Here is a 13,067-nt window from a genome sequence, read left to right on the forward strand (position 1 = left end):
CGTCGGCGTCGGACAGGACGACGCCATTGGTGACCGCCTTGTCCTTGACCTTCTTTTCGATCGTCTTCTCGACGATGCCCCAATTGCCGTCGAGCGCCGACACCAGTTCGCCATTGGCCTGCAGCGGCCAGGAGGGCTTGGCCCAGGAGGCGCCCTTGGCGTTCCTGCGCACATCGCCGGAATCGTCTTTCAGCCCGGCGAAGAACTCCTGCCATTCGGGATTGACCGAGGCTGGATCGTCCTCATAGGCGGCATAAAGCGCGTCGATGTAATCGGCATTGCCGCCATAGAGGAAAGAGGTGAGAGAAAATTGGTCGTTGGCCTGATCTTGTCTTGCCATTTTTGTCCGCGGAGCCCGGCTCCGTCTCCTGTTTTTGGAGGGGAGTAGGGGAATAAGGGAATAGGGGAGCAGGGCTTTTTGCCGCTGCTATTTTCCCTACTGCCCTACTCCCTTACTCCCCTACTCCCTTACCCTTTGATCGCTTCGACCAAGGTCGTGCCCAGCCTTGCCGGCGACGGCGAAACTTTTATCCCGGCCGATTCCATCGCCGCGATCTTGTCTTCGGCGCCGCCCTTGCCGCCGGAGATGACCGCGCCGGCGTGGCCCATGGTGCGGCCGGCCGGCGCCGTGCGCCCGGCGATGAAGCCGGCCATCGGCTTCTTGCGGCCACGCTTGGCTTCGTCCTTGAGGAACTGCGCGGCGTCTTCCTCGGCCGAACCGCCGATCTCGCCGATCATGATGATCGACTTGGTCTCCTCGTCGGCGAGGAACATCTCGAGCATGTCGATGAACTCGGTGCCTTTGACGGGGTCGCCGCCAATGCCGACGGCGGTGGTCTGGCCGAGGCCGACATTGGTGGTCTGGAACACTGCCTCATAAGTAAGCGTTCCCGACCGCGAAACAACGCCGACCGAGCCCTTGCGGAAGATGTTTCCGGGCATGATGCCGATCTTGCATTCGTTGGGCGTCAGCACGCCCGGGCAGTTCGGGCCGATCAGCCGCGAGGTCGAACGGTCGAGCCTGGCCTTGACCCTGATCATGTCCATCACCGGTATGCCTTCGGTGATGCAGATGATCAGCGGGATCTCGGCCTCGATCGCTTCGAGGATGGCTTCGGCGGCGCCTGCCGGCGGCACATAGACGACGGACGCATTGGCACCGGTCTTTTCCTTGCCCTCGGCGACGGTGGCGAAGATCGGCAGGCTTTCGCCCTTCGCGCCGGTCCACGTCTCGCCACCCTTCTTGGGATGGATGCCGCCGACCATTTTCGTGCCGTGATAGGCCAGCGCCTGTTCGGTGTGGAACGTGCCGGTCTTGCCGGTCAGGCCCTGCACCAGCACCTTGGTGTTCTTGTCGACGAGGATGGACATGGGAGCCCTTTTCTAAAAACCGTTGATCGAGGAAAACATGGTCAGAGCCGCTTCAAGTCGGCGACGGTGAGGTCGCTCTTGGCGTTGCCGGTGTTGAGCGTCGTTGCCGGCTCGAACATCAGCACCACGGGCTCAACGGTGAGCGAGCGCGGCCGGTGTTCGACGCCGCGCGGCACGACGATGAAATCGCCCTCGCCGAGTTCGACCGGGCCGTCGCGGAAATCGATGGCAATACGCCCACGCAGCACGAGGAAGGCTTCGTCCTCATTGTCATGCGCGTGCCAATCGAAGACCTCGCCGAACTTGGCGACCTTCGCCTGGCTGTCGTTGACGTCGCCGGCGATATGCGGATCGAAGACCTTCTTGATCTTTTGATCCGCAGCCTCGACCAGGTTTATCTTATGCGGAGGCACCAGATCAGCCCTTCACCGCCGCCACGATCTTCTTGGCTGCATCGTCGAGATCGTCGGCCGACACCACGTTCAGGCCGCTGTCGTTGATGATCTTCTTGCCCAGCTCGGCATTGGTGCCTTCCAGGCGCACCACCAGCGGCACTTCCAGGCCGACTTCCTTGACCGCGGCAATGACGCCCTCGGCAATGATGTCGCACTTCATGATGCCGCCGAAGATGTTGATCAGGATGCCCTTGACCGCCGGATCCCTGGTGATGATCTTGAACGCCGCCGTCACTTTTTCCTTGGACGCACCGCCGCCGACATCGAGGAAGTTGGCGGGTTCGGCGCCATAGAGCTTGATGATGTCCATCGTCGCCATGGCAAGGCCGGCGCCGTTGACCATGCAGCCGATATTGCCGTCGAGCGCGACATAGGCGAGGTCGTATTTCGACGCCTCGATTTCCTTCTCGTCCTCTTCGGTGGTGTCGCGCAGTTCGAGCACGTCGGGGTGACGGAACAGCGCGTTGTTGTCGAACGACACTTTTGCGTCGAGCACGCGCAGCCGGCCGTTCTTCATGACGATCAGCGGATTGACCTCGAGCAGGCTCATGTCCTTCTCGACGAAGGCCTTGTAGAGGATCGGGAACAGCGTATCGCCGTCCTTGGCCGCATCGCCGTCGAGCTTGAGCGCGCCGTTGAGCGCCTTCAGGTCGGCTGAAGTGACACCTTTTTCCGGGTCGATGGCGACGGTGATGATCTTTTCCGGCGTGTCATGCGCGACCGCCTCGATGTCCATGCCGCCCTCGGTCGAGACGACGAAGGCAATGCGGCCGACCGAACGGTCGACCAGGATCGACAGATAGAGCTCGCGTTCGATGTCGGCGCCGTCTTCGATATAGAGGCGGTTGACCTGCTTGCCGGCCGGGCCGGTCTGCTTGGTCACCAGAGTGTTGCCCAGCATCTCGTTGGCGTTGGCGACGACATCGGCCACCGATTTCGCCAGCCGCACGCCGCCCTTGGCGTCCGGGCCGAGCTCGGTGAATTTGCCCTTGCCGCGGCCGCCGGCATGGATCTGGCTCTTCACCACATAGAGCGGGCCCGGCAGCGCCTTGGCGGCGGCTTCCGCTTCGCTCGCCTTGAACACCGGCACGCCTTCGGCCACCGGCGCGCCGAACGACTTCAGCAGTGCCTTGCCCTGATACTCATGGATGTTCATCTGTATGGTCTCCGGATCGACTGGGGGTTCACTTACTGGAGATTCATTTGGAGGCGAGTTGCGGCGCGATCTTGACGCAGGCCTCGGTCAGGCCCTGCACCGTCGCCACGGAGGAGTCGAACATCTTCTGCTCGCTCTTGTTGAGCTCGATCTCGATGATGCGCTCGACGCCGCCGGCGCCGATCACCACGGGAACGCCGACATAGGTATTCTTGACGCCATACTGGCCGGAGAGATACGCCGCACAGGGCAGCACGCGCTTCTTGTCCTTGAGATAGGCTTCGGCCATCGAGATCGCCGAAGCGGCCGGCGCGTAATAGGCCGAGCCGGTCTTGAGCAGGCCGACGATCTCGGCGCCGCCGTCGCGGGTGCGCTGCACGATCTGGTCGAGCTTCTCCTTCGAGGTCCAGCCCATCTTGATGAGGTCGGGCAGCGGAATGCCCGATACCGTCGAGTAGCGGATCATCGGCACCATGGAATCGCCGTGGCCGCCGAGCACGAAGGCGGTGACGTCCTCGACCGAGACCTTGAATTCCTCGGCCAGGAAATAGCGGAAGCGCGCGCTGTCGAGCACGCCGGCCATGCCGACGACGTGGCTGTTGGGCAGGCCTGAGAACTTCTGCAGCGCCCACACCATGGCGTCGAGCGGGTTTGTGATGCAGATGACGAAAGCCTTCGGCGCATACTTCTTCAGCCCGGCGCCGACCTGCTCCATGACCTTAAGGTTGATGCCCAGAAGGTCGTCGCGGCTCATGCCGGGCTTGCGCGGCACGCCGGCGGTGACGATACAGACGTCGGCGCCTTCGATGCCGGCATAGTCGTTGATGCCGGTGAGCCTGGAGTCGAAGCCATCGACAGGCGACGACTGCGCGATATCGAGCCCCTTGCCCTGCGGGATACCTTCGGCAATATCGAACAGCACCACGTCGCCGAGGTCCTTGAGGCCGATCATGTGAGCGAGCGTGCCGCCGATCATGCCAGAGCCGATAAGCGCTATCTTGTTGCGTGCCATGTGAGGATGTTTTCCCTTTGTCGGTGACGACGTCTCAAATCTCTGTGACTTGATGGCGGCGTCGAAGAAGAGGCCGGAATGCTGCGGGGAACCGCGAATTTTCGCCGCACCCAATAGCCCCGGCACGGAAAAAATTCAAACGATTATTTTGGCGTCAGTGTTTTCAATCGGTTAGATCATTTGGGATTTACGTAAACGTCAAAGTTTGTAAGCCGACTTGGGAGGAAATAACCGACGAAGATGGAAATCGTAAGGCTGAATGCGGGTAATGACGCCCTTGTGATGCGGGTGGCCGAGGAGGTTCGAGTTGTAGACGTTGGCATGACAGAGAGGGGCAAAGGATCGCTACCGATGCATTCCCTGGAAATTCAGGCCTGCGCCTGCTGTGCCTCTGGCGCCGGCTTCCCTTTCTGCCGCTCCGCCCAATCCTCCAGCCAGTCGCGGCTTTGCATCTCGATCAGCCGCGATGCGGTGCGCTCGAACTCGAAGACCTCCACGCCGCGCTTGGCGGCATAAAGCGCTTGCGGCGGCGCTTCGGCGCTCACCACCAGCCGCACATGATGGTCGTAGAGCGTGTCGATCAGAAGGATGAAGCGTTTGGCCTCGTTGCGCTTGCCTTCGCCGAGCACCGGGACGTGGTCGATGAAAATGGTTGAGAAGCGTCCGGCGATCGCCAGGAAATCGCGCGCGCCAAGCGGCTTTTCGCAGAGATCGGCGAAGGAGAACCGCGCCGCATCGCCTGCCGCACGCGGCACGATCACCTGCCGCCCTTTGAGGGCAATCGATGTCTCGGCGGTCGGCGCGTTGCGCGTCATGGCTTGCCAGGCCTCGTCGAGTAGCTGGTCCGCCGCCGCATCGGCCGGCGTGACATAGACCGGTGTCCGGGCGAGCTTTTCCAGCCGGTAGTCCTTGTCGGCATCGAGCGCCAGCACCTGTGTGTGCCGCTCCAGTATGCCGATGAAGGGCAGGAAAAGCTGACGGTTCAGCCCGTCGCTGTAGAGGTTTTCCGGCGCCACATTCGAGGTGGCGACCAGCACCACACCGCTGGCAAACAGCGCCGAAAACAACCTGGACAGGATCATCGCGTCGGCGATGTCGGTGACCGAGAACTCGTCGAAGCACAGCACCCAGGCTTGCTCGGCAAGGGCCTTGGCCACCGGCGGGATCGGGTCGTCCTGCTTGACGTCGCCGTTCTTGCGCGCCTGCCGGTGCTTCTGGATACGGTCCTGCACGTCCGCCATGAAGTCGTTGAAGTGGACGCGGCGCTTGCGCCGCACCGGCAGCAACTCGAAGAACATATCCATCAGCATGGTCTTGCCGCGACCGACGCCGCCATGGATGTAAAGGCCTTTGACGGCCTCATGCGTCTCGCGCTTGCGGGCGAACAGCCAGCCCAGCGCGCTCGACTTATGCGCCAGCCGCTTGGCCGAAATCTCATCGGTCAGCAGGTCGAGCGCCGCAACGATCCGTTCCTGCGCCGGATCGCGGTCGATCGTACCGGTTTCCACCAGATGCTCGTAGCGCTGCCTGACGGTCGCATGGGTCTGGAGGCCGTCACGCAGATGCATCGGTCACGTCATTTGTTTATGCATGTCGCTGTCCCGAAATCGGGGTCACTTCTGCGCGACACGCATTCGGAGGACTAAAGCGGTCGTGTCTGAACGGATTCAGACGACCCGCTTTAGATCTTTGTTTTCCCAAAACCGCGGTCACTTTTGGGCGACATGCATTAGCCTACCTTGTAAGCGAAATCGGCTGGCCGTTGGAAGTCTGGCCGTCGAATTTCGAGCCGCCCGAGGAATAGAGCCGCGCCAGCGCACCGCCACTCTCGTCATAGAGCGTCAGCTGCTTGCCGGCGACGTTCCACGACTTGACGCCGTCCATCGGCGCCGGGCAATGCAGCGGCCCAGCGCGGAAGCCGGCGCCGAATTTGGTCTGCGGTGTCGCCACCTTGCAGCTCTGGCCCGCAACGCTGGCGTTCCAGACACCGGCGACGCTGGCGGCAGTCACGTCCGAAGCGCCGGCCGGCGCCGAACCATCCGAAGGCAGCGCGGCGACCTGCGTGTTCGCAGGAGCGGTCGGGAATTGAGACGGGTCGGTGGTGCCGGGCGATGCCGGCGGCGGCAGTTGGTTCGCCGTCACCTTGCCGGCGGGCGCGGCCTCCAGCGGTGCCGGCTGCTGGTCATCCATCGAGGAGAAACGCGAGGTCGAACAGCCGCTCGCAACGAGCGCCGCCAGCGATACGGCCACCAGACCGGTTTTCGAAAAAGTCATTCCAACCTCCGTCGGATCCGGCTGGGGGGAAGCCGTCCGCACAATCTCACCCCCACCAAGATGGAGAAGGTGGCGAAATTTCAACCCGATATGGTTAAAATACAGTTTGCAGCAAGAATTGTTGCAAATTTATCGCAATCGCGGCGGCTGACCGCTTGTCGCGCGTCGCCTGGGGATCCGGTCAAAGCAGTGCAGCGCCGACATCGACGGTTGGACGCTTGCGCGAGCCGCCTTAGCGCCTATGTCTGGAAAACGAAACACCTGCCGGAGCCGCAAAATTGGCCGCGAGAAAGACAGCCGCCAATCGCTATTATAGCGGCCCGCCCAGCGACCATTTCGACGGCGCATTGTTCTTCAATCCCGACGGCCAGCCACCCGGCCGTTTCGCCGACCTGCTGAAATGGCAGTTGAATGGCCAGCGCTCGAAATGGCCGGCGAGCGATGCAAGCCCCTTTCCGCAGGCAAAGCCGGCGACAAGGGTCGAGGGCGCCGCGCTGGAAGTGACCATGGTTGGTCATTCCACCTTGCTGGTCCAGACGGCCGGTCTGAACATCCTTACCGATCCGGTATGGTCGTTGCGCGCCTCGCCGCTTTCCTTCGCCGGACCAAAACGCATCAATGCGCCAGGCATCGCCTTGCCGACCTGCCGCCGATCGACCTCGTGCTGGTCAGCCACAACCACTATGACCATCTCGACCTCGCCACGTTGAAGCGGCTGAAGGCCGGCCACGACCCGCTGGTGCTCACTCCGCTCGGCAACGACGCCATCATCGAAGCCGCCGTGCCCGGCATGCGACTGTCGGCGCATGACTGGGGCGACAGCGTCGAGATCGGCAATGGCGCCGCCGTCCATGTCGAGCCGGTGCATCACTGGTCGGCGCGTGGCGCCCGAGACCGGCGCATGGCGCTCTGGGCCGGCTTTGTCGTCGAAACGCCTGACGGCAAGCTCTATTTCGCCGGCGATACCGGCTTCCACGATGGCATCAACTACCGGCGGATGGCCGAGAAACATGGCGGTTTCCGCTTCGCCATCCTGCCGATCGGCGCCTATGAGCCGCGCTGGTTCATGGCGCCGCAGCACCAGAATCCTGGGAAGCCGTGCAAGGCATGACGCTGTGCAACGCCGCCCATGCCGCCGGCTGTCACTGGGGCACCTTCCAGCTCACCGACGAGCTGATCGACGAGCCGGCGCGCAAATTGACCGAGGCGCTTGACGATCAAGGCATCGGTTCGACGGAACCCCAGCGCTGCAACCGCGTTTTCATGTGGTTGAAATATCTGCCGGTTTGCGAGGCATTGTCATGCTCAAATGGATTATCATTCTCCTGATCGTCGCCGCGGCGGCGAGCTTGCTCGGCATGCCGGCACTGGCAGGTGCCGCGGCCACCGGTGCGCGTATCCTTATCGGCATCGTTCTGATCATCTTCCTGCTGGTGGTGCTGGGCATTTTCGCCGTCACGTAAGTCCGGCGCTTTCGCCGAGACCAAGCGGCTGCGCACTGGTAATTCCTGCCCGTTTCCGCCATATAGCGCCAAACGGACACGGAATTTTTCGGAGCAATGGCCAGCACTGCCCCTTTCGCCAAGATGAACGGCATCGGCAACGAGATCATCGTTGCCGATATGCGTGGCCGTGCCGATCGGGTGACGGCGGCGGCGGCGGTTGCGCTGAACGCCGATGCCGCGACCAGCTTCGACCAGATCATGGCGATCCATGACGCCAGGACGTCTGGCACCGCCTTTTTCATCGACATCCTGAATTCCGATGGAACCGGTGCGCAGGCCTGCGGCAATGGCATGCGCTGCGTCGTCCAGGCGCTCGCCGCCGAGACCGGCCAGAAGATCTTCACCTTCGAGACCGTGGCGGGCATCCTCAATGCGCGCGAACACGCCGACGGTTCGATCTCGGTCGACATGGGCACGCCGCGCTTCGGCTGGCAGGATATCCCGCTGGCCGAGGAATTCCGCGACACCCGCATGATCGAGCTGCAGATCGGCCCGATCGACGCCCCCGTGCTGCATTCACCCTCGGTCGTTTCGATGGGCAACCCGCACGCGATCTTCTGGGTCGACAACGACGTCTGGTCCTACGAGCTCGACCGCTTCGGTCCGCTGCTCGAGAACCACCCGATGTTCCCCGAGCGCGCCAACATAACCATCGCTCAGGTTACTTCGCCCGAAACCATGATCATCCGCACCTGGGAACGCGGCGCCGGCCTGACCAAGGCCTGCGGCTCGGCCTCCTGCGCGGCCGTGGTGGCCGCGGCCCGCACCAACCGGACCGGCCGCAGCGTCAGTCTGTTGACGCCAGGCGGCGGCACGCTGCATGTCGAATGGCGCGACGATGACCACGTGGTCCTGACCGGCGCCGCCGAATGGGAATTTTCCGGCAACTTCGACCCGTCGATCGGGACATGGGCCCGCGACACTGAAAGCGCGGCCTGATGTCCGCTCTGCCCAAGAGCCCGGTGTCCCCGGGGATCGATGTCGTCACCTTCGGCTGCCGGCTCAACACCTATGAATCGCAGGTGATGCGGCGCGAGGCTGAAAGTGCGGGCCTCGGCGCGTTGGAAGGTGGCGCCGTGATCTTCAACACCTGCGCCGTGACAGGCGAAGCAGTGCGCCAGGCCAAGCAGGCGATCCGCAAGGCGCGCCGCGACAACCCGCAGGCGCGCATCATCGTCACCGGCTGCGCCGCGCAGACCGAGCCTGAAAAATTCGCCGCCATGGACGAGGTCGATCTCGTGCTTGGCAATGAAGAGAAGCTGAACGCGAATTCCTACCGCGCGCTGCCGGATTTCGGCGTCAACGACACCGAGAAGGCGCGCGTCAACGACATTTTTTCCGTACGCGAGACCGCAGGTCACATGGTCGACGCCATCGAGGGCCGCGCACGCGCCTTCGTCCAGGTGCAGAACGGCTGCGACCACCGCTGCACCTTCTGCATCATTCCCTACGGCCGCGGCAATTCGCGCTCGGTGCCGATGGGCGCCGTGGTCGAGCAGGTCAAGCGGCTCGCCGGCAACGGCTATGCCGAGATCGTTCTGACCGGCGTCGACATGACTTCATTCGGCGCCGACCTGCCGGGCGCGCCGAAGCTCGGCAAACTGGTGAAGACCATCCTGAAACAGGTGCCCGATGTGAAGCGCCTGCGGCTGTCGTCGATCGATTCGATCGAGGCCGACGACGATTTGCTCGACGCCATCGCCACCGAGCCCCGGTTGATGCCGCATCTGCATCTGTCGCTGCAGTCGGGCGACGACATGATCCTGAAGCGGATGAAGCGAAGGCATCTGCGCGATCAGTCGATCCGCTTCTGCGAGGATGTGCGCAAGCTGCGCCCCGGTATCGTCTTTGGCGCCGACATCATCGCCGGCTTCCCGACCGAGACCGACGAAATGTTCGAGAACTCGGAGAAAATTGTCGAGGAGTGTGGCCTGACCCATCTCCACGTCTTCCCCTTCAGCCCACGCGAAGGCACGCCTGCCGCGCGCATGCCGCAGCTCCGCCGCGAGGTGGTCAAGCAGCGCGCCGCCCGGCTGCGCGCCGCCGGTGAAGTTGCCTATGTCAGGCATCTGTCGTTGCTCACCGGTACGCGTCAGTCGATCCTGATCGAGCGAGACGGCCTTGGCCGCACCGAGGGTTTTACGCTTGCCGCACTCGGCACGGGCGCACCGGGTGAGATCGTCGAGGCCGATATATCGGGCCACGATGGTACCAGGCTGATCGCGGCGCCGCTTGCCGCCCGCGCCGCCTGAGAAACGCAAAGCATGGCTGGTTTTTTCAAGAAGATATTTTCGTTCGGCAAGAAAGAGGTGGTCGAGGAACGGATCGACGAGACCGCCCCGCTACCGCCGATCAAATGGGAAGCACTCGATGCGCTGAAGCCGGCGGCCGAACAGGTCGTCCCGGAGTTCTTGAAGCGCGATGAGCCGCGGCCCGAGGCAGAAACGACGCCGACGGTCGAGCCGGAGGTAATTCCTGCGCCGGAACCGGCGCCTGTCGAGGAACCGGTGCCCGCGCCGGAGCCGACCATCCCGCCAGCACCGGAGCCGACTGTTCCCTCCGAGCCGGAACCTCTGCCGGAGCCCGCGCCGAAAGAAGAACCGGCGCCCGCGCCAGAGACTCCAGAGCCGCCGGCGCCCGAGGAAGTTCCGCTCACCCCTGCGACTCCCGAACCCACGCCCGAACGGCAGCCGCAAGAAGTCCCAGCGCCGGCGCCGGCCGAACCGGAGATCGTCCCGTCACGCCCGGAAAAGCGGCCGGAGCCGGCACCAGTCGAAGTGCCGACGCCGGCCGAGGTTCCGGCAGAAACACCAGCGCCGATCGAGGTGCCCACACCGGCGCCGTCCCCTCTTCAGCCGTCTTCAGAGGCCGGCGCCGCTCCTCATCCGCCTGCCGGCACCTTCTCCCCGTATAGCGACGGGGAGAAGGAAGAAGTTTCAGCGCCGACGCCCGAAGCACCCGCCGCCGAAATCGCACCTCCCATTCGCCAGCCTGCGCCGATCGAATCGCAGCCGGTCATTGCGGAAATTGCGCCCGAGCCGCAGCCTCTTCCACCACCCGCGCCGGAGCCGAAAGCCGCCCCCGGCAAGGTGACCGTCACCAAGAAGGTCGAGCAGAAGGCCGAGCCGCAAAAAGCGCCGGAGCCGGCACCGAGGCGCTCTTGGTTCCAGCGCATGAAGGACGGGCTTGCCCGCTCGTCCAAGGAACTGACCGGCAACATTGCCGGCGTCTTCACCAAGCGCAAGCTGGACGAAGAGACTTTGCAGGACCTGGAGGATGTGCTGATCCGCGCCGATCTCGGCATGGAGACCGCCTTGCGCGTTACCGACGCGCTGGCCGCCAGCCGCTACGGCAAGGACGTTTCCGACACCGAGGTCCGCGCCATCATGGCGGCCGAGGTGGAAAAAGTGCTGACCCATGTCGCCATGCCGCTGGAGCTCGACCTCTCGCACAAGCCGCATGTCATCCTGGTGGTTGGCGTCAACGGCACCGGCAAGACCACCACCATCGGCAAGCTCGCCGCCAAGCTGACCGATGGCGGCCTGTCGGTCATGCTCGCCGCCGGCGACACGTTCCGCGCGGCAGCCATCGAGCAGCTGAAGATCTGGGGCGAGCGGACGAAATCGCCGGTCATCGCCTCCAAGCTCGGCGCCGATGCCGCCGGCCTTGCCTATGATGCATTCGAGCGGGCGAAAGAGGCCGGCTCCGACGTGCTGATCATCGACACCGCCGGCCGTCTGCAGAACAAGACCGAACTGATGGCCGAGCTCGAAAAGATCGTCCGCGTGCTCGGCAAGCTCGATCCGGAAGCGCCGCACACCGTGCTGCAGACGGTCGACGCCACCACCGGCCAGAACGCGCTCAACCAGGTCGAGATCTTCCGCAATGTCGCCGGCGTCAACGGCCTGGTGATGACCAAGCTGGACGGCACGGCGCGCGGCGGTATTCTGGTGGCGATCGCGGCAAAGCACAAATTGCCGGTCTATTTCATCGGCGTCGGCGAACAGGTCGACGACCTCGAACCTTTCTCAGCAAGCGAATTCGCCAGGGCGATCGCTGGAGTAGCTTAACAAGCATGTCCCAAAAAGGTGCAGACTTTTTGGATCAGATCATGCGCAAGAAAGAGATTCCATGAACCCACCCATTCTCGAACGCGATCCGTCGGACCCGCAGAAGCAGAAGAAGGAAGGCGTCAATCCGCTGCTCAAGCTGGTGCTGGAGCTGGGTCCGTTGATGGTGTTCTTCTTCGCCAATGCGCGCAGCGGATGGCTGGTGCAGAAATTCCCTGTTCTGGCCGAGTTCGGCGGGCCGATCTTCGTCGCCACCGGCCTGTTCATGGCCGCCACGGCAATCGCGCTGATCGCCTCGTGGCTGCTCACCCGCACCTTGCCGATCATGCCGATGGTGTCGGGCGTCGTCGTCTTCATTTTCGGCGCGCTGACGCTCTATCTGCAGGACGACATCTTCATCAAGATGAAGCCGACCATCGTCAACACGCTGTTCGGCGGGGTGCTGCTCGGCGGCCTGTATTTCGGCAAGTCGCTGCTTGGCTATGTCTTCGATTCAGCCTTCAGCCTCGACGCTGAAGGCTGGCGCAAGCTGACCTTCCGCTGGGGCCTGTTCTTCCTGTTCCTGGCCATCGTCAATGAGGTGGTGTGGCGCAATTTTTCCACCGACGCCTGGGTTACTTTCAAGGTCTGGGGCATCATGCCGATCACGCTTCTGTTCACCTTCAGCCAGATGCCGCTGATCCTGCGCCATTCGCTGGACGACAAGACCGGCAAAGAAGAGAAGGCCGGGAAATAGAGCCTGCAAATAAGGGGAAAGGGCCATGGAATTCGTCACCACGCGCGACCAGTTGAGGACGATCTACAAGACGCCACGACCGACCGACGGTTCTATCCGAAAGGAGCTGAAAAAACTTGACGGCCATTGCCGCTCCTTCATCGGCAAGAGCCCATTCGTGCTGATTGGCTCGTCCGACGGTGCCGGCAATGCCGACGTGACGCCGAAGGGCGACAAACCGGGCTTTGCCACCGTTCTGGACGACACCACCATCGCCATTCCCGACCGGCCCGGCAACAACCGGCTCGACACGCTGGAAAACATCCTCGTCAATCCCCCGGTCGGGCTGCTCTTCCTCATCCCCGGCATGAACGAGACGCTGCGCGTCAACGGCGATGCCCGCATCACCGTCGACGCAAATTTGCGCGAACGGCTCGCCGTCGACGGCAGGGAGCCGCAAAGCGTTGTCGTGGTCAGCGTCAAGGCGGCCTACATGCACTGCGCAAAAG

Annotated in this window: 12 protein-coding genes and 2 pseudogenes; 7 read left to right on the plus strand and 7 right to left on the minus strand. The window is 63.2% G+C overall.

The annotated features are described in order from the left end of the window. The 7 genes and pseudogenes from sucA to EN884_RS07635 form a co-directional block, all read right to left on the minus strand. Positions 1-340: pseudogene (sucA, locus tag EN884_RS07605) on the minus strand (2-oxoglutarate dehydrogenase E1 component); the annotation flags it as partial. Between the two features lie 128 nt (positions 341-468). Further along, positions 469-1,371: a succinate--CoA ligase subunit alpha gene (gene sucD, locus EN884_RS07610; RefSeq protein ID WP_013528849.1), complete on the minus strand. Its 903-nt coding sequence runs from the start codon at positions 1,369-1,371 to the stop codon at positions 469-471. Positions 1,372-1,412: 41 nt separating this feature from the next. Then, positions 1,413-1,784, minus strand: a complete 372-nt coding sequence (locus EN884_RS07615; protein ID WP_013528848.1) for a cupin domain-containing protein — start codon at positions 1,782-1,784, stop codon at positions 1,413-1,415. 4 nt (positions 1,785-1,788) lie between these two features. Continuing rightward, positions 1,789-2,982 (minus strand): ADP-forming succinate--CoA ligase subunit beta, encoded by a 1,194-nt coding sequence (gene sucC / locus EN884_RS07620; protein WP_024504973.1) that lies wholly within the window; start codon positions 2,980-2,982, stop codon positions 1,789-1,791. Positions 2,983-3,025: 43 nt separating this feature from the next. Beyond that, entirely contained in the window at positions 3,026-3,994 is a 969-nt protein-coding gene (gene mdh / locus EN884_RS07625; RefSeq protein WP_013528846.1) for a malate dehydrogenase, read from the minus strand. A gap of 368 nt (positions 3,995-4,362) precedes the next feature. Further along, positions 4,363-5,562, minus strand: a complete 1,200-nt coding sequence (gene zapE, locus EN884_RS07630) for a cell division protein ZapE (protein WP_027163284.1) — start codon at positions 5,560-5,562, stop codon at positions 4,363-4,365. A 166-nt stretch (positions 5,563-5,728) separates the two neighbouring features. Continuing rightward, a complete protein-coding gene (locus EN884_RS07635; RefSeq protein WP_013528844.1) occupies positions 5,729-6,268 on the minus strand; it encodes a protease inhibitor Inh/omp19 family protein in 540 nt (179 codons plus the stop codon). Positions 6,269-6,546: 278 nt separating this feature from the next. Here EN884_RS07635 and EN884_RS07640 point away from each other — a divergent pair. The 7 genes and pseudogenes from EN884_RS07640 to EN884_RS07670 all read left to right on the plus strand — a co-directional run. Next, positions 6,547-7,597 (plus strand): annotated as a pseudogene (locus EN884_RS07640) (MBL fold metallo-hydrolase). After that, the gene (locus tag EN884_RS07645) at positions 7,570-7,731 is read left to right on the plus strand and encodes a DUF1328 family protein (protein WP_013528842.1); all 162 of its coding nucleotides are present in this window, start codon (positions 7,570-7,572) and stop codon (positions 7,729-7,731) included. The pseudogene EN884_RS07640 and the gene EN884_RS07645 overlap by 28 nt, the downstream one beginning before the upstream one ends. 96 nt (positions 7,732-7,827) lie before the next feature. Next, positions 7,828-8,712, plus strand: a complete 885-nt coding sequence (gene dapF / locus EN884_RS07650; RefSeq protein WP_013528841.1) for a diaminopimelate epimerase — start codon at positions 7,828-7,830, stop codon at positions 8,710-8,712. Beyond that, a complete protein-coding gene (gene mtaB, locus EN884_RS07655; RefSeq protein WP_063169540.1) occupies positions 8,712-10,025 on the plus strand; it encodes a tRNA (N(6)-L-threonylcarbamoyladenosine(37)-C(2))-methylthiotransferase MtaB in 1,314 nt (437 codons plus the stop codon). Before dapF ends, mtaB begins: the two co-directional genes overlap by 1 nt. Before the next feature lie 12 nt (positions 10,026-10,037). Continuing rightward, entirely contained in the window at positions 10,038-11,843 is a 1,806-nt protein-coding gene (gene ftsY / locus EN884_RS07660; protein ID WP_013528839.1) for a signal recognition particle-docking protein FtsY, read from the plus strand. Positions 11,844-11,904: 61 nt separating this feature from the next. Then, the gene (locus tag EN884_RS07665; RefSeq protein WP_013528838.1) at positions 11,905-12,579 is read left to right on the plus strand and encodes a septation protein A; all 675 of its coding nucleotides are present in this window, start codon (positions 11,905-11,907) and stop codon (positions 12,577-12,579) included. A 25-nt stretch (positions 12,580-12,604) separates the two neighbouring features. Continuing rightward, a partial coding sequence (locus tag EN884_RS07670; protein WP_127274672.1) for an MSMEG_1061 family FMN-dependent PPOX-type flavoprotein occupies positions 12,605-13,067 on the plus strand: 463 nt, incomplete at its 3' end.

Source organism: Mesorhizobium sp. M7A.F.Ca.AU.001.01.1.1, assembly GCF_004022735.1.
Classification (GTDB): Bacteria; Pseudomonadota; Alphaproteobacteria; order Rhizobiales; family Rhizobiaceae; genus Mesorhizobium; species Mesorhizobium ciceri.

Excerpts from the sequence above, each read along its gene's own strand:
- EN884_RS07645 (WP_013528842.1), top strand. The coding sequence starts at position 7,570 with ATGCTCAAATGGATTATCATTCTCCTGATCGTCGCCGCGGCGGCGAGC.
- sucD (WP_013528849.1), bottom strand. The coding sequence starts at position 1,371 with ATGTCCATCCTCGTCGACAAGAACACCAAGGTGCTGGTGCAGGGCCTG.
- ftsY (WP_013528839.1), top strand. The coding sequence starts at position 10,038 with ATGGCTGGTTTTTTCAAGAAGATATTTTCGTTCGGCAAGAAAGAGGTG.
- mdh (WP_013528846.1), bottom strand. The coding sequence starts at position 3,994 with ATGGCACGCAACAAGATAGCGCTTATCGGCTCTGGCATGATCGGCGGC.
- sucC (WP_024504973.1), bottom strand. The coding sequence starts at position 2,982 with ATGAACATCCATGAGTATCAGGGCAAGGCACTGCTGAAGTCGTTCGGC.
- EN884_RS07635 (WP_013528844.1), bottom strand. The coding sequence starts at position 6,268 with ATGACTTTTTCGAAAACCGGTCTGGTGGCCGTATCGCTGGCGGCGCTC.
- dapF (WP_013528841.1), top strand. The coding sequence starts at position 7,828 with ATGGCCAGCACTGCCCCTTTCGCCAAGATGAACGGCATCGGCAACGAG.
- EN884_RS07665 (WP_013528838.1), top strand. The coding sequence starts at position 11,905 with ATGAACCCACCCATTCTCGAACGCGATCCGTCGGACCCGCAGAAGCAG.
- mtaB (WP_063169540.1), top strand. The coding sequence starts at position 8,712 with ATGTCCGCTCTGCCCAAGAGCCCGGTGTCCCCGGGGATCGATGTCGTC.
- zapE (WP_027163284.1), bottom strand. The coding sequence starts at position 5,562 with ATGCATCTGCGTGACGGCCTCCAGACCCATGCGACCGTCAGGCAGCGC.